This window comes from Methylobacterium litchii, assembly GCF_038442315.1.
GTDB lineage: Bacteria > Pseudomonadota > Alphaproteobacteria > Rhizobiales > Beijerinckiaceae > Methylobacterium > Methylobacterium litchii.
Genome location: NZ_JBBXMY010000008.1, coordinates 1 through 18,723 on the forward strand (window position 1 = coordinate 1; position 18,723 = coordinate 18,723).

25 protein-coding genes and 1 pseudogene are annotated in these 18,723 nt (G+C 69.7%); 21 read left to right on the forward strand and 5 right to left on the reverse strand.

Translation table 11 applies throughout. From position 1 onward, the window contains the following. From AAHF99_RS15310 to AAHF99_RS15345, 8 genes and pseudogenes are all read left to right on the forward strand, one after another. Positions 1–117 (forward strand): annotated as a pseudogene (locus AAHF99_RS15310) (IS5/IS1182 family transposase); the annotation flags it as partial. An 88-nt stretch (positions 118–205) separates the two neighbouring features. Then, on the forward strand, positions 206–1,738 hold the full coding sequence (locus tag AAHF99_RS15315; RefSeq protein ID WP_342165289.1) for a sensor histidine kinase: 1,533 nt from the start codon (positions 206–208) through the stop codon (positions 1,736–1,738). 47 nt (positions 1,739–1,785) lie between these two features. Continuing rightward, positions 1,786–2,142: a response regulator gene (locus AAHF99_RS15320; RefSeq protein WP_342165291.1), complete on the forward strand. Its 357-nt coding sequence runs from the start codon at positions 1,786–1,788 to the stop codon at positions 2,140–2,142. Between the two features lie 336 nt (positions 2,143–2,478). After that, on the forward strand, positions 2,479–2,688 hold the full coding sequence (locus AAHF99_RS15325) for a cold-shock protein (RefSeq protein WP_342165293.1): 210 nt from the start codon (positions 2,479–2,481) through the stop codon (positions 2,686–2,688). 103 nt (positions 2,689–2,791) lie between these two features. Then, positions 2,792–3,154 carry a DUF6481 family protein gene (locus AAHF99_RS15330; protein ID WP_243953491.1) on the forward strand — a complete coding sequence of 121 codons (363 nt, stop codon included), beginning with the start codon at positions 2,792–2,794 and terminating at the stop codon, positions 3,152–3,154. A gap of 41 nt (positions 3,155–3,195) precedes the next feature. Then, positions 3,196–3,393: a hypothetical protein gene (locus tag AAHF99_RS15335; protein ID WP_243953492.1), complete on the forward strand. Its 198-nt coding sequence runs from the start codon at positions 3,196–3,198 to the stop codon at positions 3,391–3,393. Between the two features lie 3 nt (positions 3,394–3,396). Then, entirely contained in the window at positions 3,397–3,867 is a 471-nt protein-coding gene (locus AAHF99_RS15340; protein ID WP_342165296.1) for a hypothetical protein, read from the forward strand. A gap of 42 nt (positions 3,868–3,909) precedes the next feature. After that, positions 3,910–4,278, forward strand: coding sequence for a hypothetical protein (locus tag AAHF99_RS15345; protein WP_342165298.1), 369 nt, complete (start codon positions 3,910–3,912; stop codon positions 4,276–4,278). A gap of 22 nt (positions 4,279–4,300) precedes the next feature. Here AAHF99_RS15345 and AAHF99_RS15350 read toward each other — a convergent pair whose 3' ends face one another. From AAHF99_RS15350 to AAHF99_RS15360, 3 genes are all read right to left on the reverse strand, one after another. Further along, on the reverse strand, positions 4,301–4,573 hold the full coding sequence (locus AAHF99_RS15350) for a hypothetical protein (protein ID WP_342165300.1): 273 nt from the start codon (positions 4,571–4,573) through the stop codon (positions 4,301–4,303). 87 nt (positions 4,574–4,660) lie between these two features. Beyond that, positions 4,661–4,792, reverse strand: coding sequence for a hypothetical protein (locus tag AAHF99_RS15355; RefSeq protein ID WP_279597732.1), 132 nt, complete (start codon positions 4,790–4,792; stop codon positions 4,661–4,663). A gap of 43 nt (positions 4,793–4,835) precedes the next feature. After that, entirely contained in the window at positions 4,836–5,114 is a 279-nt protein-coding gene (locus AAHF99_RS15360; RefSeq protein WP_342165303.1) for a hypothetical protein, read from the reverse strand. Between the two features lie 306 nt (positions 5,115–5,420). Between AAHF99_RS15360 and AAHF99_RS15365 the strand changes: the two genes are divergently transcribed. Beyond that, complete coding sequence (locus AAHF99_RS15365; protein ID WP_243953497.1) at positions 5,421–5,666, forward strand: DUF6894 family protein; 246 nt, start codon at positions 5,421–5,423, stop codon at positions 5,664–5,666. Between the two features lie 21 nt (positions 5,667–5,687). On the opposite strand, the gene AAHF99_RS15370 is transcribed toward AAHF99_RS15365, so the two are convergent. Beyond that, positions 5,688–6,362, reverse strand: a complete 675-nt coding sequence (locus AAHF99_RS15370) for a Crp/Fnr family transcriptional regulator (RefSeq protein ID WP_342165305.1) — start codon at positions 6,360–6,362, stop codon at positions 5,688–5,690. A gap of 138 nt (positions 6,363–6,500) precedes the next feature. Here AAHF99_RS15370 and AAHF99_RS15375 point away from each other — a divergent pair, with 138 nt between their 5' ends. The 6 genes from AAHF99_RS15375 to AAHF99_RS15400 all read left to right on the forward strand — a co-directional run bounded on the left by AAHF99_RS15375 (position 6,501) and on the right by AAHF99_RS15400 (position 11,321). Next, positions 6,501–7,301, forward strand: a complete 801-nt coding sequence (locus AAHF99_RS15375) for a pentapeptide repeat-containing protein (RefSeq protein ID WP_342165307.1) — start codon at positions 6,501–6,503, stop codon at positions 7,299–7,301. A 117-nt stretch (positions 7,302–7,418) separates the two neighbouring features. Next, positions 7,419–7,808, forward strand: a complete 390-nt coding sequence (locus AAHF99_RS15380) for a thioredoxin family protein (RefSeq protein WP_342165309.1) — start codon at positions 7,419–7,421, stop codon at positions 7,806–7,808. Between the two features lie 9 nt (positions 7,809–7,817). Further along, the gene (locus AAHF99_RS15385) at positions 7,818–8,537 is read left to right on the forward strand and encodes a cytochrome c biogenesis CcdA family protein (RefSeq protein ID WP_342165311.1); all 720 of its coding nucleotides are present in this window, start codon (positions 7,818–7,820) and stop codon (positions 8,535–8,537) included. Positions 8,538–8,649: 112 nt separating this feature from the next. After that, positions 8,650–9,606 carry a cobalamin B12-binding domain-containing protein gene (locus tag AAHF99_RS15390; RefSeq protein ID WP_342165313.1) on the forward strand — a complete coding sequence of 319 codons (957 nt, stop codon included), beginning with the start codon at positions 8,650–8,652 and terminating at the stop codon, positions 9,604–9,606. A gap of 70 nt (positions 9,607–9,676) precedes the next feature. Then, positions 9,677–9,880, forward strand: a complete 204-nt coding sequence (locus AAHF99_RS15395; protein ID WP_342165316.1) for a hypothetical protein — start codon at positions 9,677–9,679, stop codon at positions 9,878–9,880. 13 nt (positions 9,881–9,893) lie between these two features. Next, on the forward strand, positions 9,894–11,321 hold the full coding sequence (locus AAHF99_RS15400) for an 8'-apo-carotenoid 13,14-cleaving dioxygenase (protein WP_342165317.1): 1,428 nt from the start codon (positions 9,894–9,896) through the stop codon (positions 11,319–11,321). A 9-nt stretch (positions 11,322–11,330) separates the two neighbouring features. Here AAHF99_RS15400 and AAHF99_RS15405 read toward each other — a convergent pair whose 3' ends face one another. After that, on the reverse strand, positions 11,331–12,596 hold the full coding sequence (locus tag AAHF99_RS15405) for a cation:proton antiporter (RefSeq protein ID WP_342165319.1): 1,266 nt from the start codon (positions 12,594–12,596) through the stop codon (positions 11,331–11,333). Between the two features lie 189 nt (positions 12,597–12,785). On the opposite strand from AAHF99_RS15405, the gene AAHF99_RS15410 reads away from it, so the two are divergent. From AAHF99_RS15410 to AAHF99_RS15435, 6 genes are all read left to right on the forward strand, one after another. Beyond that, the gene (locus AAHF99_RS15410; protein ID WP_342165321.1) at positions 12,786–13,037 is read left to right on the forward strand and encodes a hypothetical protein; all 252 of its coding nucleotides are present in this window, start codon (positions 12,786–12,788) and stop codon (positions 13,035–13,037) included. A gap of 73 nt (positions 13,038–13,110) precedes the next feature. Further along, a complete protein-coding gene (locus tag AAHF99_RS15415) occupies positions 13,111–14,424 on the forward strand; it encodes a DUF2254 domain-containing protein (RefSeq protein ID WP_342165323.1) in 1,314 nt (437 codons plus the stop codon). A 103-nt stretch (positions 14,425–14,527) separates the two neighbouring features. Next, a complete protein-coding gene (locus AAHF99_RS15420; RefSeq protein ID WP_342165325.1) occupies positions 14,528–15,220 on the forward strand; it encodes an MgtC/SapB family protein in 693 nt (230 codons plus the stop codon). A gap of 214 nt (positions 15,221–15,434) precedes the next feature. Next, positions 15,435–15,764 (forward strand): hypothetical protein, encoded by a 330-nt coding sequence (locus AAHF99_RS15425; protein WP_342165327.1) that lies wholly within the window; start codon positions 15,435–15,437, stop codon positions 15,762–15,764. Between the two features lie 33 nt (positions 15,765–15,797). Then, positions 15,798–16,052, forward strand: a complete 255-nt coding sequence (locus AAHF99_RS15430) for a hypothetical protein (protein WP_342165328.1) — start codon at positions 15,798–15,800, stop codon at positions 16,050–16,052. Between the two features lie 91 nt (positions 16,053–16,143). Beyond that, positions 16,144–18,657, forward strand: a complete 2,514-nt coding sequence (locus tag AAHF99_RS15435; RefSeq protein WP_342165329.1) for a CheR family methyltransferase — start codon at positions 16,144–16,146, stop codon at positions 18,655–18,657. The last annotated feature ends 66 nt before the right edge of the window (positions 18,658–18,723 follow it).

The window sequence follows — 18,723 nt, forward strand, 5'->3', positions numbered from 1 at the left end:
GCCCAGTTCCGCCGCCTTGCCATCCGCTACGAGCGACGAGCCGACATCCATCTCGCCTTCTCGACGCTGGCGGCCGCCCTCATCGTCTGGCGCTTCATCGAACGATGGTTTTGTTAGACGTTCTTAGTGAGGATGGAGTTTGCCGGGTGGCGAAGAACGGCACTTCCGGCTACGAATACTCTCCGCCCTGGCACACACTTGATCGATGAATGACCCGAGCGGGCGCGCGCGCAAGACCGCCTTAACCAGCTACGACATCCTCCAGACCTCCGCCGAGCCCGGCTACGACGACCTCGTCGCCCTCGCCACCCAGATCTGCGACACGCCGGTCGGCCTGATCAGCTTCGTGTCCAGTGACCGGCAATGGTTCAAGGCGCGGATCGGCTTCGCCCCCTGCGAGACGCCGCTCAGCCAATCCGTCTGCGCCCACGCGCTGGCGGAGGGGGATATCCTCATCATCCCCGACCTGACGCTGGACCCCCGCACCCGCGACAACACGCTGGTGACCGGCGAGCCGTTCATCCGGTTCTACGCGGGCGCCGTGCTGAAGGCGGCCAACGGCGTCGCGATCGGCACGTTGTGCGTGATCGACACAGTGCCCCGGCCCGACGGCCTGACCCCGCAGCAGAGGTCCGGCCTGCAGGCGCTGGCCCGTCAGGTGATGTCCCAGCTCGAGCTGCGGCGGGCCATCGGCGAGCGGGATCGCGCGCTCACCCTCTCCGACGAGGCCCGCGACGCCCTGCAGGTCAGCGAGGAGCGGTTCCGGCTGTCCTCGCGCGCCACCACGGACGTGATGTGGGACTGGGATCGCGAGGGCGACACCTTCCATTGGGACGACGCCCTCACCCGCGTCTACGGCCACGTGGCCTCGATCGTCGCGCCGACGGCCGCGTGGTGGTTCGAGCGCATCCACCCGGAGGATCGCGAGCGCGTCCGCCGGAGGGTCCTTGGCGCCGACGAGGCGGGCTCCCGGTGGGCCGACGCGTACCGTTTCCAGCGGGCGGACGGCTCCTACGCCGACGTGCTCAATCAGGCGTTCCTGATCCGCAACAAGGCCGGTCGCGTGGTGCGCATGACGGGCGTCATGCTGGACAACAGCGCGCGGGTGGCGGCGGACGAGCACCAGACCCTGCTCAACCACGAACTCAGCCACCGGCTGAAGAACACGCTCGCCATGGTCCAGGCCATCGCGGCGCAGACCCTGCGCAACGCCGCGAGCCTCGACGACGCGCGCGACGCCCTGCTGCGGCGCCTGATCGCCCTCGGCAAGGCGCACGACATCCTCCTGGCGAGCAACACCGAGCAGGCCGGGATGGAGTCCGTGATCCGGGGGGCGCTGGCGCTGCACGACAACCAGCAGGCGGGGCGCTTCCGGATCGAGGGGCCGGCCCTGGAGATCGGCCCGAAAGCCGCGCTGGCGCTCGCCCTGATGATCCACGAACTGGCGACGAACGCCGCCAAATACGGATCGCTCTCGACCGAGACGGGGCATGTCGGCATCCGGTGGCGGATCGAGGAGGTGGACGACGCCCCGCAGGTGCGGCTCGGCTGGACCGAGGAGGACGGGCCGCCCGTGACGACGCCGACGCGGGCGGGGTTCGGCACCCGCCTGATCGAGCGCGGCCTCGCCGGGACCATCGGCGGGGTGGTCAAGCTGGCGTATCACCCGAGCGGCGTCGTCTGCGATCTCGTGGCGCCCCTCGCAGGTTTTCAGGAAAAAGTAGAGATTTTAAATTGAACAAAAATAATTTGGGGCGCTTGCTCTAGGCTATGGGAAAAATAGTTTTGAAGCCAACCGCTCTGATCGTCGAAGACGAGAACATCACTCGGATGGAGACGGTCGACATTTTTGCCGATGCGGGGTTCGAGGTGATCGAAGCCTGGACCGGGGACATGGCTCTGCGCCTGTTGGAAAACTCGCCGCATATCGAAATAGTGTTCACCGACGTGCGCATGCCCGGCCGGGTGGACGGCATCCATCTCGCGCAGCTGATCGCCCAGCGTTGGCCAGAGACCGCCGTGATGGTCTGCTCCGGCCCGGTGACGTTCCGGCCGCGCGCCCTCCCGGACAAGGCGCGGTTCTTTCCCAAGCCCTTCAGCCTGAGCGAGGTCTCGGCGACGGCCCGCGCCCTGGTCGCCTGAATCCTGTCCTCGCGGCCACATTTGTCGCGAGCTGGGCAGTATTTTCGAGAGAGAAACAGGCGCAGTTTTATCTTTCTTTTCGGCAGTTTTATTATGCGCGGCGAGACGCGCTTTATCACAGCGCAACGGCTCATTTTCGGTAAAACGAATTTAGTGCTTGTGATTGTCTCGCGGCTGGCGTACAACAAATACATCGAGCTTTGGCCAGATATTCGGCCGTATCGCCCCTGCGGGGCGAGCGCACTGCATCTCTCCCATCTTCGACGATCAGCGATTGAGCGCGTGGATCCCATGCGCTCGGCACATTCGTTCGCCTAAAATAGATACGGAATACCTATGACCATCGGCACCGTTAAGTGGTTCAACGACACCAAGGGTTTCGGTTTCATCCAGCCGGATGACGGCGGCAAGGACGTGTTCGTCCACATCTCCGCTGTCGAGCGCGCCGGCATGAACAACCTGGTCGAGGGCCAGAAGATCTCGTACGAGATGGAGTCCGACCGTCGCACCGGCAAGCAGTCGGCCGGCAGCCTCCAGGCTGTCTGAGCCACGCTCGCCCGTTAGCGAGTCATTTCGAAGCCGCTCCGTCGGGAGCGGCTTCACCTGTTTTCGGCACCCCGGTTGAGCCGCGGTGCATAAAGGAATCCTTGTGGGTCAATCCAGAACAGACCAGCTCGTCGATCGCCTCGAAGCAACGGCCAAGGCGCGGGAGGCCACGCTGGCCCGCTTCCGGTCCCGTCCCGCTGCCGACGATCCGGCCGTGATCGCCCGCCAGGCGGCGCGTCGCGCCATCGTCGAGGCGCGGGACGTGCGGACGGCCGAGCGGGAAGTGGCACGGCTCGCCGCCGAAGCCGCGCGCGAGGCCGAGGCGCTCGCCGAGAAGGAGCGGGCCGAGGCCGAGATCGTCCGCCAGGCGGCCGAGAAGGTCGAACGGCAGGCGGCCCTCGCCGCCGAGCAGAAGGCCGCGCGCGATGCGCGCTTCGCGGCCCGCAAGGCGCGCGCCCGCCGCTAGGCGGCACCGTCCGCACCCGCCACCACCCTGGAGGACGAGTCATGTCTCACAAGTTCAAGATCGGCCAGCATGTCCGCCAGCTGGGGACCAGCTATGCCGGCAGCAAGAGCATCGTCGACGGCCTCTTCGAGGTGGTGCGCCTGACGCCGGACGACCGTTCCGGCGAGCCGACTTACCGGATCAAGTCCGCGACTGGCGAGCGCGCCGTGCGGGAAGGCGAACTCACGCACGCGAGCTGATCCATGCGGCCGGTCCCACGGGACCGCGCAGCGAGGACCACGCCGATCGCGAGCGAGACCCGGGCCTGTGGCCCCTGCACCCTGTGCTGTCGTGTCCTGGAGATCCAGGTTCTCGACAAGCCGGCGGGCGTCCTGTGCCGCCACAACACCGGGACCGGATGCGGGATCTACCGTGACCGCCCGGAGGTCTGCGCGCGGTGGAACTGCCTGTGGCGCAGGATCGACGTCCTGCCGGACGAGCTCAGGCCCGACCGATCCGGCGTGATGTTCTCGCTGGAGAGCCGGTCGCCCGCGTCCGACGCCCCCGATGGCGCCTGTATCGTCGGTCGCGCCGTGCGGGATGCCGCCGATCTCGACCGGGCGGACACGACCGAGGCCTTCGCCATGTTCGTGCGCGAGGGCTCCCTGCCCGTGTGGAAGGTCTCCGAGCGGGGGGCGACCCTGGTGTATCCGGGCCTGCAATTCCCCGCGTAACGCCCGGCGGCGTCACTCTGGCGGCCTGCTCAGGAGGATCCGATGTCCGTCATCCGGTGGCTGCTCGCCAGGACGATCCAGTTCTTTCTCGGCAGCGCCCACGAGCGGAAATCCGATGGGATCGCGAAGGAGAAGGAGGAGGGGACCTTCGAGGGCGCGTCCGCGCCCAAGGCCAGGACCTTCGAAGACAATTACGCGGCGGCCGCACGCCTGTTGAGGACGCGGATCGACCGGCGGTTTCCGGATGCCTATTACGCGCGGCTGAGTCCGGGCCGGAACAGCGCCTATGATTACGGGCAGGACCGGGCGCTGGCCATCGACACCATCTCCGTCGCCATCGCCATGGCGTTGCGCAACGGCGCCACCATCCAGCAGGCCGCCGAGGCCGGCGCCGAGAGCGTCGGCATCTGAGGCGCGGAGACGGCGCGGGACGTCACCCCTGCCGTGCTCCCGCCATCTCGCGGGTCCGCTCGATCATCGCGCACAGCACCGCACGGAAGGCATCCTGCTCCTGGGAGCGGGAGCCCGCGCGGTCGTCGCTCTGAAATTCGGCCAGAAGCGCGTCGAGGGCCTGGTTGCGCCGCTCCGCGCCGTCCTCGCGCAGGATCGTCTGCAGCAGGATGTCCTGGGCGGCGGCGAGATCGTTCCGGTCCGCCCTGTCGGCGAGCGTGCGAAGGGCGTCGAGCCCCGCGTCGCGTTCGTTCATGCTCTTGTCCATCAATGACCGCGCGGGAGCGACGGCCTCGGCATAAGGCTCCCGGCGCATCGCTTCAAGCGGGTGGCCCGGATCGCCTCAGCTCCGGCCGCCGGTCTTCATGACCGAGGCGACGGTCCCCTTGGCCGAGGGCGCCGCCGCGTTGCTCTTGGGCACGGGCTTCTTCGGCTTCTTGGTCTCGCGGTTCCCGCGCTTCTTTTCGATCGCCATGGTCTTGCTCCTCGCTCTGCGTGGCAGGCCGGTCGGGCCGTCGTCACGCCTCGGTCGCCGGTCGCTCCGCGAGCATCCGGATCGTGGTCGCGATCGGGAAGTCGAACGCGCCGAGCACGGCGACGAGGCGGTTGCTGGCCCAGAGTTCGGTGCGGTGCCCCGCGGTCAAACCCTTCGCCTGCCGCTGCGCGTCACCGTCGTTGCGGGCGGTGATGATGCAGGTCGTGACCACGCCGCCGCTCGGGGCGAGCCGATGCACCTGATAGGCGCGGCGCGCGTGCCGGGAGCGGGGTTGGGCGGGGAATGCGATGAGGTCTGCCACGCGCGCCTGTCCCTTGCAGGCGGGGGTACGGACCCTCAGCCACCGGAGCCTGGATCAACCGATCCGGTGATGCCGGCACTGTGCGCCTTCGCGGGATGCAAAGATAGCCCCGCCGGGACCTCATTCTTCGGGCGTGTCTGAGCTGATGAGCGCAATGAAGCAGTAATCATAGGATTACGCCGGCAGATCGGAAGAAAGGCGCAAGCTGATACAGGTGAGGGCGCCCGTCCGGGATTGGGGTCAGGCTCGTCCCGGTCGACGCCCCTCGCGCCGGCAGGGGGGCATTCCAGTCGGACGAGACCGCTGATGCCGCGTTATTTCTTCAACACCGCGAGCGAACGGCTCGTCCTGGAGGACGAGGAGGGGACCGAACTGTCCGGCACGGACGCGCTGCACGACATGGTTCGCGCCACGCTGTCCAACATGTTCGATGCCGAGTGCAACCGCGAGGACGCGCTGCAGAGCTTCTCGATCCACGCCCTCGACGAGGACGGCAACGAGGTCATGGCGGCGACCCTGAGGCTGACGATCCGGACGGCCCCGCACCGCTAGGCTTTCGCGGGGCGCCCGCGATCACCGTCGGCCGGCGGCGGCCAAGCCCGCCCGGTCGACGATGGCGACGGCCCCGCGCCGGAGTTCGATCAGGCCCGCCTCGGCCCATTGCGCCAGGATGCGGCTCACCACCTCGCGCACGCTGCCGACATCGTCCGCGAGCGTCTGGTGGGTGAGCGCGGCGACGCCCCGCGGATCGGCCTCGGCCAGGAGGCGCTGGGCGAGGCGCTGCTTGAGGGGGGCGAAGGCGACCTCGTCGATCAGCGTGAACAGGCCGGACATCAGCCGCGTGTAATCGTCCATGACGAAGCTGCGGAAGGCGGGGCTCTCACCCATCAGGTGCTGGAACGTGCCCACCGGCAGCGCGGCGAGGACGGTCCGCTCCTCGGCGACGCTCTCCGCCGGGAAGGTCCCCCCGGACAGGAGGCATTGCGTGGTCAGGGCGCAGGTGCCGCCGGGGCCGACCTTGTAGATCAGGACCTCTCGGCCGCCCTCCGACATCCGGAAGATGCGCGTCCGGCCTTCGAGGCACATCAGGTAGTTGGCGCACGCGCCGTTCAACTCGTACGCGATGGCCCCCGCATCGAGCACCGGGAAATGCACCGTCCCCCGGGCGATCTGGAGATGCGCCGGGCTGAGCGCGCGGATCGGCGGAAACCGGTCGATCCACCGCTCGACCTTCTGGGCATCCGTCATGGCTGGCGTATTTCTCCCGGCGCGCCCGACTTGTGTGACCTGGGTCACCGACCGGCTGCAGCGGATCGGCATAGCATCGCCTCACATTGAAAACGATACGGAGGCCGATCCTGCCCGGCACTCCGGGGGAGTGACACGATGCGCCGCCTCGCCCTGAGCGTCCTGCTCGCCGCCCTCGCCATCGGCCCCGCCACCGCCGAACAGGATCTCCTGCTCGGGGCGGACATGACGTCGCCCGCCATGACGAAGGCCGAAATGAGCCGCGCCGAGATCGAGGCGATGATCAAGGCGGCGGACGGCAAGCCCCTCGACCTGCACGACAAATCGCTCTCCGGCCTCGACCTGTCCGGGCTCGACCTGAAGGGCGCCAACCTGCGGACGGCGCGGCTCAACAAGGCGAATCTGCGCGGCGCGGACCTCACCGGGGCCAACCTGCAGCAGGCGTGGCTGCTGAAGGCCGACCTGTCGGGTGCCAAGCTCGCGGACGCGGCGATGTTCGGCATCACCGCGCGGGACGCGAATTTCAGCGGCGCCGACCTCAGCCGCTCCCTGCCCATCGGCGACTTCAAGGGCGCCAACATGAGCGGCGCGACCCTGGTGGACCTGAGGGGCGGCGCCGACATCAAGAACCAGTCCATGGGCCTGATGCGCGCGGTCTTCACCTCGGTGAACCTGTCGGGCGCGAACCTGAAGGGGGCGAATCTCGGCCGCTCGCGCCTGGAATACGCCAACCTGACCGACGCCGACCTCACCGACGTGGTGCTGATGGGCTCCGACCTGTCCGGCGCGAACCTGACGGGAGCCACCGTCGCGGGCGCGGATTTCAAGAACGTCGATGTCAGCGGCGCGAGACTGATCGACCTCAAGGGCGAGGACCGCGCCCGGGATTGGGGGAGCCGCGTCAGCATCGACCGCGCCGTCACGCAGGCCTCCCACTGAGCGGTCGGTGAAACCGGAGCCGGTCTTCCGGCGAAAGGATGACAGGTCCCTCCCGCCGCCGGGGGCGGGCGGACCCTCGCCGAACCTCATCCCCGGCCGCACGCGAGGATCGACCCCATGACCAGCCGCCGTTTCCTCCTCGGGCTCCTCGCCGGCGCACCGATGGTCTTCGGCACCGCCGCCTCGGCCGCCGAGCAGCCCTACGATCCCGCCGCCTTCGCGGCCGCGCAGAAGGCCGGCAAGCCGATCCTCGTCCACATCACCGCGCCGTGGTGCACCACCTGCGCCGCGCAGAAGCCGATCCTCGCCAAGCTGGAAGCCGAACCGAAGTTCAAGGACCTGCAGGTGTTCGATGTCGATTTCGACAGCCGCAAGGATGTGGTCAAACAGTTCCGGGCGACCATGCAGAGCACGTTGATCACCTATCGCGGTGAGACGGAAACCGGTCGCTCCACGGGCGAAACCAAGCCCGCGGCCCTCTCCGCCCTCCTCGACAAGGCGATCTGACCTCCCTCCATGATCGGCACCCTCGGCCTCGCCTTCCTCGCCGGCATCCTGTCGGTCCTGTCCCCCTGCGTGCTGCCCCTGCTGCCGCTGGTGCTGGGCGCGGCGGCGTCCGAGCACCGGCTCGGGCCGGCGGTGCTGGCGGCGGGGCTGGCGCTGTCCTTCGTGGCCATCGGGTTGTTCGTGGCGACGGTCGGCTTCGCCATCGGCCTCGATGCCGGACTTTTCCGCCTCGTCGCCGCCCTCCTGCTGGTGCTCGTCGGCCTCGTGCTGATGGTGCCCGTCGCGCAGACGCGCCTCGCCGCCGCCGCCGGGCCGGTGAGCGACTGGACCGAGCGCCGCTTCGGCGGCTTCTCCTCGGCCGGGCTCGCCGGCCAGTTCGGCGTCGGCCTGCTGCTCGGGGCGGTGTGGAGCCCCTGCGTCGGGCCGACCCTCGGGGCGGCCTCGCTCCTCGCCTCGCAGGGGCGGGACCTCGGCGTCGTGGCCCTCACGATGCTGCTGTTCGGCCTCGGCGCGGCCCTGCCGCTGCTCCTGCTCGGCCTCCTCTCCCGCGAGGTGCTGATGCGCTGGCGCGACCGGATGATGGGGCTCGGCAAGGGGCTGAAGGCCGCCCTCGGCCTGATCCTCGTGGCCACCGGCCTGATGATCGCCACCGGCTACGACAAGGCGGCCGAGACCGCCCTGGTGAACGCCTCGCCGGACTGGCTCACCACCCTGACCACCCGGCTCTGACCGCCGCTAGGAATATTCTTGCGGTCTTTACATCGGCCTTGGGCACGGCTCTCATGGGTTGCGGTGATCGAGCGGCCGGTAAGGCCGCCGCTGCCTCCGCAAAGGGGGGACGATGCGCGACTTCGGTTCGTCCGGACGCCGTTGGGAGGACGCTCCTCCTCGCGATTCCCACCATGCGGCGGAAGCCCGCCAGCTCTATGCGCGCAAGCGGGCCGCCGAGGCCGCGCGCCTGCGCTGCTTGGCCCTGGGGCAGGTCGTCCGGGCCGAGATCATTCCGCAGCTGGTTCTCCGCCATCGCGATTCGCTGGCCGAGCGCGTCGAGCCGGCGGGTGACTTCGCCGAGGGCGAGGTCGCGGCCTTCACCGACCTCGCCCTGGCGGCGGACGATGAGCCCATCGTCGCCGCCTTCACCGCCCTGATGACGGCGGGCCACTCCACCGACCGCCTGTTCCTCGACCTGCTGGCGCCCTGCGCGGCCCTCCTGGGCCGCCTCTGGGACGAGGATCTGTGCGACTTCGTCGAGGTGACGACGGGCGTGGCCCGGCTCCAGCGCCTCGTCGCGCGGTTCCGCCTGGGGGAGGGGACGGCCTCCCCGGACGGGCGGCGGCGCCTGCTGCTGCTGGGCGCCCCGGACGAGCAACACACGCTCGGCGTGCGGGTCGTCGAGCAATTCCTCCGCCGGGCTGGCTGGGACGTGGCGATCGGCCTCTCCGCGAGCCGGGAGGAGATCGCCGCCCGGGTCGCCACCGAATGGTTCGGCGTGGTCGGCCTGACGCTCAGCAGCGTCACCCGCGTCGAGCCGGTCGCGGCGATCATCCGCGCCGTACGGGAAGCCTCGTGCAACCGCGCCGTCGGCGTGATGGTCGGCGGCCCGATGTTCCTGCGGCACCCGGACCTCGTTCACCGGGTGGGGGCGGACGCCTCGGCGGTCGATGCGGCCACCGCCGTGCTTCTTGCGCAGCGACTGCTTGATCTTGCCGCCGATCAGGCCAAGTCGTCTGGACCGAACGAAGGTCCGAGAGCCTTCGGGGCAGGGACGGGCGGCGACGCGGGCCGCCCGGAGGCCTGAACGGCGGTGGGGGATCGAACCGGCGATCCAAGCCGCGCCAGTCACGATGTGCAGCGAGGACCCGACACCCATGAACACCGAGGAAGTCGAAGATCTGCGCCGGGCGCGCGGCGCCCTGGCCCGCCAGCGCAACTACATCGCCAAGCGCATGGGCGGGATCGAGTTGGCGCCGGTGTCCATGGCCGAAGATTTCATGAAGATCCTGGGCGCGATCGAGGCGCTGGACCGCGCCCTCACGGATGCCGGCCATCCGCACATGGACGGGGCGGACTGACGGATCGCGGCCGATGTCGAACCGTGTCCAGTCGGCCTTCCGGCTCGCGGCCGAGGGCGGCGTCGGCCTGTGGGCGGCCTGCAACCGGCTGCGCCTGCCCGGCACGGCGAACCCCTTCGTGGTCGGTGTCCACGCGCCGATGCGCGAGGAACTGGATCTGACGGATCTGCCCGTTACCGGAACCATCCCGCCCGGTCTCGACGGGCTCTACCTCAAGATGGGGGCGAACCCCGTCGCCCCCACGACGCGGGGCCACGACTGGTTCCTCGGCGACGGCATGGTGCACGGTCTCGCCCTCCAGGATGGCCGGGCGCCGTGGTACCGCAACCGGTGGATCGGCTCCCGTACGGCCGCCGCCGCCCTCGGACGCCCCGCCGCGCCCGGGCCGCGCCGGGGCGGCAACGACACCGTCAACACCAACGTCGTCGAGATCGGCGGGCGGATCTTCGCCGTGGTGGAGGCGGGCAGCTTTCCCGTCGAGCTCTCGCGGACCCTGGAGGAGCAGCGCTACAACCCGTTCGACGGGACGCTGGCCGGGTCCTTCACGGGGCATCCCCACCGCGACCCCCTGACCGGCGAGACCCACGCCATCGCCTATGACGGCCGCGTCTGGGACAGCGTCCGCCACGTCGTCGTCTCGCCGACGGGGCAGGTCGTGCGGGAGGTGCCGGTCGCGGTCGAGCACGGGCCCTGCATCCACGATTGCGCGATCACCGCGCGCTTCGCGATCGTGCTGGACCTGCCGGTCACGTTCTCGTTCCGCGCCCTGCTCGCGGGCTATCGCTTCCCGTTCCGCTGGAACCCGGCGCACAAGGCCCGCGTGGGCCTGCTCCCCCGGCAGGGAGAGGGCGGCGACATCCTCTGGTGCGACGTCGATCCCTGCTTCGTGTTCCACGTCGCCAACGCCTACGACGACGCGGACGGGCGGGTGGTCCTCGACGTCATCGCCTACGAGTCGGTGTTCACCGCCATCGGCGGCGGCCTCGACCGGCCGGGCCGGCTCGAACGCTGGACCGTCGATCCCGTCACAAGGCGGGTCGCGCGGCGCCTGCTCGATCCCGATGCGCAGGAATTCCCCCGCATCGACGAGCGGCGTTTCGGGCAGCCGCACCGCTTCGTCTACACGGTCAGCGTCCCCGCCGACGGCAACACCCAACTCGCGGGGGCGACGGAGATCTACAAGCACGACCTCGCCACGGGGGAGCGGCTGGTTCACGCGTTCGGCCCCGACCGTATCCCGGGGGAGTTCGTCTTCGTGCCCGCCCATGCCGGGGCCGGGGAGGACGAGGGCTGGCTCGTCGGGCTCGTCCTCGACACGGCCCGCGACACGACGGACTTCACCATCCTCGACGCGCGCGCGTTCGCGGCGCCGCCCGTCGCCACGGTACGCCTCGCGCACCGCATCCCGCCGGGTTTCCACGGCAACTGGTTCCCGGCGTGATCCGGCTCCTCAGGGGGCCGGCGACCGGTCCCGGAGGGTGCGCCGCGCGACCGTACCCAGGGTCAGCCCCTGGATCACGATGGTGAACAGCACCACCGCGTAGGTCGCCGCGAGGATGACCGACTTGGAGCCGCTCTCCGGCAGCGACAGCGCCAGGGCGACCGAGATGCCGCCGCGGACGCCGGCCCAGGTCAGGAACGGCACGTTGCGCGCCGAGAGGTGGCCGCCCCAGCGGAAGGCGAGGAGCGGCACGGACACCGCCACCAGCCGCGCGAGCAGGACGATGGGGACGGCGCAGGCGGCAAGCGCGAGCCCGCTCACCTCGAACCGGAGCACCAGCACCTCCAGGCCGATCAGCAGGAACAGGACCGAGTTCAGCACCTCGTCGATCAGGGTCCACAAGGCCTCGACATAGCCTTGCGTGCGCTCGCTCATGGCGTCGCGGGGCGCCCGGTCGCCGACGAGCAGGCCCGCCGCCACGACGGCGAGGGGGCCGCTGGCGCCGAGCTTCTGCGCCAGGGCGTAGGTGCCCGTGACCAGGGCCAGGGTGATGAGCACTTCCACCGGGAAGTCGTCGATGGCCCGCATGGCGCGGTAGGCCGCGTAGCCGGTCACGACGCCGAGGACCAAGCCGCCGCCCGCCTCCCGCAGGAGCAGCGTGGCGACGCCCCCGGCGTTGGTGGCCTCGCCCCCCGACCCCGCCGCGAAGGCGACGAGGACGGTGAACAGCACGATGCCGACGCCGTCGTTGAACAGGGCCTCGCCCTGCATCTCGACCTCCAGCGCCTCCGGGACCTGCACGTTCTTGAGGGTCGCCAGCACCGCGACCGGATCGGTCGGGCTGATGAGCGCGCCGAAGACGAGGGCCCAGCCGGGGGAGACCGGCCGCCCGAGCGCCTGCCCCACCGCCCAGAACGCGGCGCCGACGAGGGCGGTGGAGATCACCGTGCCCACGAGCGCCAGGGTCGCCACGGCCCAGGCCCGGTCGCGCAGGGCCTTGAGGTCGAGGCTCATGGCACCCGCGAAGAGCAGGAAGGCCAGCATGCCGTTCATCACCACGTCGGTGAAGTCGACCTGCCCCAGCACCTGCGTGAGGTCGCGGTAGAGGTGCTGCGCCGGGAAGACGAGATCGAGGGCGACGAGGGCGAGCGACGAGGCGAGGCCCATCATCAGCAGGCCGATCGTATGCGGCAGCCGCAGGAACCGGCGGTTGAGCCAGCCGAACAGGGCCGACAGGACGAGGAGCAAGGCGGCGAGGTCGAACAGCGAGATCACGGGGTTCTCCTCGGCCCCGCCCGGATGGGGAGCGGACCGGCAATCCGGGCTCGGCCGAACCGGCCACGGGCGCGATCACTCGCCCGAGGACGTTCTCCCCAGGGTCGCGCGATCCTTGCTGAACGTTTCCGGGGGCCGCACGTTGCAGGGTGCGGTTCGCGGCCGATGCCCTCGCGGAGGACAACACCCATGAAGCACACACTGTTCGCCTCGGCGCTGCTCGCCGGCCTCGGCCTCTGCGCCACGACCCTGCCCTCGTCGGCGCTGCCCATGACCGCCTTCGGCGTGCAGGCCCCCACGAACGCCGACATCACGCAGGTGCGGATGCATCGCCGCCACCGGATGCGCCAGGGCTCGGCCAGCCGCGGCAATGCCGGCATGCCCTCGCGCGGCGCGGCGGGCCAGCAATACGGCCAGACGACCGGCGGTCCGCGTCGCTGACGCGGCCCCACGCCTCCGGGGTCTCGTCGCCCCGGAGGCACCCAACTGAGGCCACGAGCAGGATGACACGGGCATGAGGGCGCGCCTTTCGGCCTGGGTCGAGATTCTCGGCGACGTCTTCTGGCTGCGCCCGGCCCTGGTTATCCTCGGCTGCATCCTGCTGGCCCAGTTCGGAATCTGGCTGGAGACGGCCCACATCGCCGGCTACGATGCCGCCTCGCCGAATGCGAACTGGGGCTATTCCGGCGGCGCCGAAGGGGCACGGGCACTCCTCAGCGCCATCGCCTCTTCGAATATCGGGGTCGCCGGGACGACCTTCTCCATCACCATCGCGGCCTTGACCCTGGCCTCCGGCCAGATGGGCCCGCGTCTGCTGCGCAATTTCATTCGCGATGCCCGCAACCAGACGGTGCTCGGCATCTTCCTCGGGACCTTCGCCTACGCGCTGATGGTCCTGCGCACGGTGCGCACCGTCGAGGAGAACCCGTTCGTTCCGCACCTCGCCATCACCGGCGCCCTGATCCTGGCGCTGGTCGCGGTGGGCACGTTGGTGTGGTTCGTCCACCACATCGCCACGAGCATCAACATCGAGACCGTGGTCGATGCCGTGCAGCAGGACCTCTGCCGGGCCATCGCGACCCATACGCGAGACGAGGCGGGGGCCGCCCGTCCCACAGGGGCGCCGGGTGGGCGGGCCATCGCGGAAACGAAGGGCGGCTACGTCCAGGCCATGGACGCCGATTCGCTGGCCGACTGGGCCCACGAGAACCGGGTGACGGTCACGCTGCGGGTGCGGCCGGGCGACTACGTGCCGAGCGGATACGGGATCGCGTTCCTGTCCCGGCCGGTCGAGGGCGCGGAGGAGGCCATCCGGGACGCCATGACGCTCGGGCGCCGCCCCGCTGCGCTTCAGGACCCGGAATACTCGATCCGGCAACTGGTGGAGATCGCAGTCCGGGCGCTCTCGCCGGGCATCAACGACCCGTTCACCGCCGGCAGCGTGGTGGACCATCTCGGCGACGCCCTGTGCCGGATCGCCCCGCGCCACCTGCCGACCGGCGTGGTGCTGCGTGATGGCCGCCCCGTGCTCGTTCATCCGGTGACGGATTACGATGGGCTGTGCGATGCCATGTTCCACATGATCCGGCAGAACGCGGCCGGCTCGGTTCATGTCCTCGCCCGGATGCTCGACGTGCTCACCCGCGTCGCCGAGGTCGAGCGGCGGGAGGACAGGGCGGCCGACCTCGCCCGCCACGCCGCCCTGGTCATCGCCGCCGCCCGCCGCGACGTGACGGACCCGTCCGACCTCACCGACCTCGAAGACCGGTACCGCCAGTTCCGCGACGTCGCCGGGGGGCCGAACGTCTCCCCGGGAGAGCAGCCCTAAATTCCGGTTCATTCCGGAACGCGGGGGTGGGCTCGGCCTTCCTGTCTTCGCCCGAGGCCTGAAGGGCCGAGGTCGGGCGTGGACATGAAACCGTGGAGCTTGAGTGACAGCCGATCTCACCTTCGATGTCGTGATGGTGCGTCTCGCGTTGAGTTTCGCCGCCGCGTTCCTGCTGGGCTGGAACCGGGAGGAACTGGGTCATCCGGCGGGCATGCGCACCATCGTGCTGCTCTGCCTCGCGGCGTGCACCGCGATGCTGCTCGGCAGTGTCCTCCTCACGGAAACCCGGGGCGACGCCGCCGGCCTGTCCCGCCTCGACCTGATGCGGCTGCCCCACGGCATCCTCGCGGGCATCGGGTTCATCGGCGCGGGGACGATCCTGAAGCAGGGCAGCACGGTCCGGGGCGTCACCACCGCCGCGACGGTCTGGCTGGCGACGGTGGTCGGCCTCTGCTTCGGGGCCGGCGCCTGGCCGCTCGGCGTCGCCACGACGTTCATCTCCCTCGCCACGCTGCAGGGGCTCGGTCTGGTCGAAGAGCGTCTGCGGCAGAGAAGCTACGGCACCGTCACGCTGGCGTTCGACGCCGGGGAGACGTCCCACGCCGCCCTGCTGCAGCGCCTGCGCGCCGAAGGGCTCGCCATCCGGTCGAGCACCCTGGAGCAGGAGGCCGGGACAGGCACGCTGCGCTGCCTCGGCGCCCATCGCGGGGACGACCCGGACTGGGCGCTGTCCCTCATCGCCACCCTCCGGAACGCGGACGGCGTTCAACGCGTCGCGTGGGAAGACATGGCCTGAACGCGGTCGGCGGCGTGCGACTTTCCGGAAAGTCTATCCTTCGCCGGTGTTGAGAAAATTGTCTTGATGACTTTTGCCTGCTGAATACAAACTCCGCGCCATCTTTTGTGCTTGCCGCCAACGCGGTTTGCCACATTCGCGGATTGCGTGCATGGTCGAGGCGGCCGGGGGGGCTGTCTCGTCTTGCGGATTCACTGAGGCTCGGAGCGTCACGATGGACCGCACGCGTGCAGACCGGTGCCTCGAAATCGCCCGCGCGTTGCGCACGGCGGCCGAGGAGACGCGGCGGACGCTTCAGACCTCGCGCGATCTCGTCCGGCGCTCGGCGGAGCAGTCGCTCTCGGCGGCGGGACCCACGACGCACCGCGACGACGACCTCCCGCCCTCGAAGGACTTGGTGGAGTCCGTCATCGACGCCTACGAGACGGCGCAGGACGAGGCGGACGCGCAGACCTGCCTGCTCCTGGGCCATGTGCTCCAGCATCTGGGGCGGCGCGTCCTGAATACGGTCGGCCCGAACGGGATGGGTATCGCCGTGCACTGAGCGCACCGTTGCGGCCGCCAGCGAAGAGGGCACATGACCGGTGAAGATCCCTACGGCGAGGGTCATGCCAACGCGCTGGGCCGCATCGCCTCCACCCTCGGGGTGCCGGTGGAGGCCTTCCTCGCGGCCGACCCGGCGGCCGGTCCGGACCTCGCGTCGGCCGGGATGGACCTGGACGCCTCGGCCCAGGTCCTGGCGCTGCTGCGCCTGTTCGTGCGGCTGAAAAGTCCCGAGGCACGGGCCCGCTGCCTGTCCTATGTCGTGCAGGAGGCCATTCACGACGGTTGATCCACAAGGCCGTCCCCCACACGTGGCCAAGCCTGGCGATGCTCGGCTCGATCGGCGCCGTGGCATCGACCGTGAGGTTTGAAACACGATCATGGACCAGGATCACTTCCCGATCATCGGCCTCGGCGCGTCGGCCGGCGGCATCGAGGCCATGCGCGGCTTCTTCCGCGGAGTGCCGGAGACGCTGACGGCGGCCTTCGTCGTCGTGACCCATCTCAGCCCGCAGCACGAGAGCCTGCTGCCGGATGTCCTGGCCCGCTTCACGCCCCTCACGGTCGTGGCCGCCACCGCCGGCGTGGCGGTCCAGCCGGGCCATGTCTACGTCATGCCCTCCGGCCATACCCTCGGCATCGCGGACGGCCGGCTGACCCTGAGGCCGCTCGGGCCGGAAGGCCGCGAGACGAAGCCGATCGACCTGTTCCTGACCGCCCTGGCGATCGACCAGGGCGAGCGTGCGGTCGGCGTGATCCTGTCCGGCGGGGACGGAGACGGCGCCATCGGCGTCAAGGCGATCAAGGAATACGGCGGCCTGACCCTGGCCCAGGTGGCGGACGGCTACGGCCCGGAAGCCGCCGACATGCCGATCAGCGCGATGCGCACCGGCTTCGTCGATTTCGGCGAGACGGCCGAGCGGATGGGAGACCGGATCGCCGCCCACATCCTCAAGGATCGCAGCGCCTCCCCGGCCTCGGAGGAGGGCCAGGCGAACGACGAGATCGACGCCGAATTCCTCAAGGAAACCTTCGGCATCCTCCGTCGGCAGGTCGGCCACGACTTCTCCGGCTACAAGCCCAGCACCTTCATCCGCCGGCTGCAGCGGCGCATCAGCATCATCGGGGCCTCCGGGCCGAGCGGCTACCTCAAGCTGCTGCGCGTGGATTCGGCCGAGGTCGGAGCGCTGTTCCGGGACCTGCTGATCGGCGTGACCAACTTCTTCCGCGACACCGCCGCCTTCGACGCCCTCGCGACCCAGGTCGTCCCCAAGCTGTTCGACAACCGCTCGTCGTCCGACGTGGTGCGGATCTGGGTGCCGGCCTGCTCCACGGGCGAGGAGGTCTACTCGCTGGCCATCCTCGTGCGCGAACACATGGCGACCCTGGCCGATCCGCCGCGCGTGCAGATCTTCGCCACGGATATCGACGAACGCTCCCTCACGGTCGCCCGCGCCGGGCGCTACCCGCGGGCCTATCTCGACGCCGTCTCGCCCGAGCGGATCGCCCGGAACTTCGTGACCGAGGGCAACAGCGTGATGGTCGGCAAGGATCTGCGCGACCTGTGCACCTTCGCCCCGCACAGCGTCCTGCGCGATCCGCCGTTCTCCCGGCTCGATCTCGTCTCCTGCCGCAACCTGTTGATCTATCTCGGCGTCGAGGCGCAGCAGCAATTGATGCCGGTGCTGCACTACGCGCTGCGCCCGCGCGGATACCTGTTCATCGGCATGGCCGAGAACGTCACGCGCTTCGAAGACCTGTTCGACACGATCGACAAGCGGCACCGCATCTTCCAGGCCCGCGACGCGATCGTGCTCGCGCGGCTGCCGGCGATGTCCGGCCCCGAGACGCCGAGTTTCACGAGCGTGGCACAGCATCGGCGGCGCAACGCGACGACGCACATGGCCCTGCGGCACGCGGTGGAGGCCCAGGTGCTGGCTGAGTTCACCCCGCCGCACGCCGTCGTGACGCGGACAGGCGAAGCCGTGCACTACTCGTCGCGGATCGGCGACCATCTGGAGGTCGTCGCGGGCCAGCCGACCCGCGAACTCGCGGCGATGGCGCGCAAGGGGCTGCGCCTGGAACTGCGGACGGCCCTGCGCGAGGCGATCGAGGGCAATACGCGGGTCGTGCGCGGCGGCATCGGCGTCGAACTGCCCGATGGCCGGCTCCAGACGGTCTCCCTCGTCGTCAAGCCATTGCCCTCGCCCGGCGAGACCGAGCCGTTGTTCCTCGTCGTGTTCAATGAGGTCGCCGCCCCCGTCACGCGGGAGCGGCAGCAGAGCCTGGAGACGGACGAGCGGGACAGCGTGATCCAGGGGCTGGAGCGCGAACTGGCCAGCATGCGCGAGCGGCTTCAGGCCGTCATCGAGGAGTATGAGACCTCCCTGGAGGAGCTGAAATCCTCGAACGAGGAGCTCTACTCCGTCAACGAGGAGATGCAGGCCGCGAACGAGGAGCTCGAAGCCTCGAAGGAGGAGACGCAGTCGCTGAACGAGGAGCTTCAGACGGTCAATTCCGAGCTGGCGGCGAAGATCGAAGCCATCGACCAGATGACCGACGACCAGTCGTTGCTGTTCGAGGGCACCAACACGGCGAGCGTTCTGCTGACGCCCGATCTCCGGATCCGCCTGTTCACGAACGCGGCGGCGCAGATCTTCGGCCTGCAGCCGAGCGATGTCGGCCGCTCCCTGCGCAACTTCTCGGCGCCGATCCCCCTGTCCTGGCTGCAGGAAGAAATCCCGGCGGTGCTCATGGAGAAGCGGCCGTTCGAGCGGACGGTCGATGGGGCCGATGGCGCGCGGTACCGGGTCCGGCTGATCGCCTCGACCCGGAAGGGCGACCGATTGCCCGGCATCGTCGCGAACTTCACCAATCTCCTCGAAGAGAAATGACCGGGGAGGGGCCGTCCGGCACCCTCCGACCCGGCTTTCTCAAAAAAGATTGCGTTGCTGAGAAAA

What these genes read in the sequence shown, in the direction of transcription:
- AAHF99_RS15315 (WP_342165289.1), top strand. Translation starts at nt 206, where the DNA reads ATGAATGACCCGAGCGGGCGCGCGCGCAAGACCGCCTTAACCAGCTAC.
- AAHF99_RS15325 (WP_342165293.1), top strand. Translation starts at nt 2,479, where the DNA reads ATGACCATCGGCACCGTTAAGTGGTTCAACGACACCAAGGGTTTCGGT.
- AAHF99_RS15335 (WP_243953492.1), top strand. Translation starts at nt 3,196, where the DNA reads ATGTCTCACAAGTTCAAGATCGGCCAGCATGTCCGCCAGCTGGGGACC.
- AAHF99_RS15340 (WP_342165296.1), top strand. Translation starts at nt 3,397, where the DNA reads ATGCGGCCGGTCCCACGGGACCGCGCAGCGAGGACCACGCCGATCGCG.
- AAHF99_RS15345 (WP_342165298.1), top strand. Translation starts at nt 3,910, where the DNA reads ATGTCCGTCATCCGGTGGCTGCTCGCCAGGACGATCCAGTTCTTTCTC.
- AAHF99_RS15350 (WP_342165300.1), bottom strand. Translation starts at nt 4,573, where the DNA reads ATGAACGAACGCGACGCGGGGCTCGACGCCCTTCGCACGCTCGCCGAC.
- AAHF99_RS15355 (WP_279597732.1), bottom strand. Translation starts at nt 4,792, where the DNA reads ATGGCGATCGAAAAGAAGCGCGGGAACCGCGAGACCAAGAAGCCGAAG.
- AAHF99_RS15365 (WP_243953497.1), top strand. Translation starts at nt 5,421, where the DNA reads ATGCCGCGTTATTTCTTCAACACCGCGAGCGAACGGCTCGTCCTGGAG.
- AAHF99_RS15370 (WP_342165305.1), bottom strand. Translation starts at nt 6,362, where the DNA reads ATGACGGATGCCCAGAAGGTCGAGCGGTGGATCGACCGGTTTCCGCCG.
- AAHF99_RS15375 (WP_342165307.1), top strand. Translation starts at nt 6,501, where the DNA reads ATGCGCCGCCTCGCCCTGAGCGTCCTGCTCGCCGCCCTCGCCATCGGC.
- AAHF99_RS15380 (WP_342165309.1), top strand. Translation starts at nt 7,419, where the DNA reads ATGACCAGCCGCCGTTTCCTCCTCGGGCTCCTCGCCGGCGCACCGATG.
- AAHF99_RS15385 (WP_342165311.1), top strand. Translation starts at nt 7,818, where the DNA reads ATGATCGGCACCCTCGGCCTCGCCTTCCTCGCCGGCATCCTGTCGGTC.
- AAHF99_RS15390 (WP_342165313.1), top strand. Translation starts at nt 8,650, where the DNA reads ATGCGCGACTTCGGTTCGTCCGGACGCCGTTGGGAGGACGCTCCTCCT.
- AAHF99_RS15395 (WP_342165316.1), top strand. Translation starts at nt 9,677, where the DNA reads ATGAACACCGAGGAAGTCGAAGATCTGCGCCGGGCGCGCGGCGCCCTG.
- AAHF99_RS15400 (WP_342165317.1), top strand. Translation starts at nt 9,894, where the DNA reads ATGTCGAACCGTGTCCAGTCGGCCTTCCGGCTCGCGGCCGAGGGCGGC.
- AAHF99_RS15410 (WP_342165321.1), top strand. Translation starts at nt 12,786, where the DNA reads ATGAAGCACACACTGTTCGCCTCGGCGCTGCTCGCCGGCCTCGGCCTC.
- AAHF99_RS15415 (WP_342165323.1), top strand. Translation starts at nt 13,111, where the DNA reads ATGAGGGCGCGCCTTTCGGCCTGGGTCGAGATTCTCGGCGACGTCTTC.
- AAHF99_RS15425 (WP_342165327.1), top strand. Translation starts at nt 15,435, where the DNA reads ATGGACCGCACGCGTGCAGACCGGTGCCTCGAAATCGCCCGCGCGTTG.
- AAHF99_RS15430 (WP_342165328.1), top strand. Translation starts at nt 15,798, where the DNA reads ATGACCGGTGAAGATCCCTACGGCGAGGGTCATGCCAACGCGCTGGGC.
- AAHF99_RS15435 (WP_342165329.1), top strand. Translation starts at nt 16,144, where the DNA reads ATGGACCAGGATCACTTCCCGATCATCGGCCTCGGCGCGTCGGCCGGC.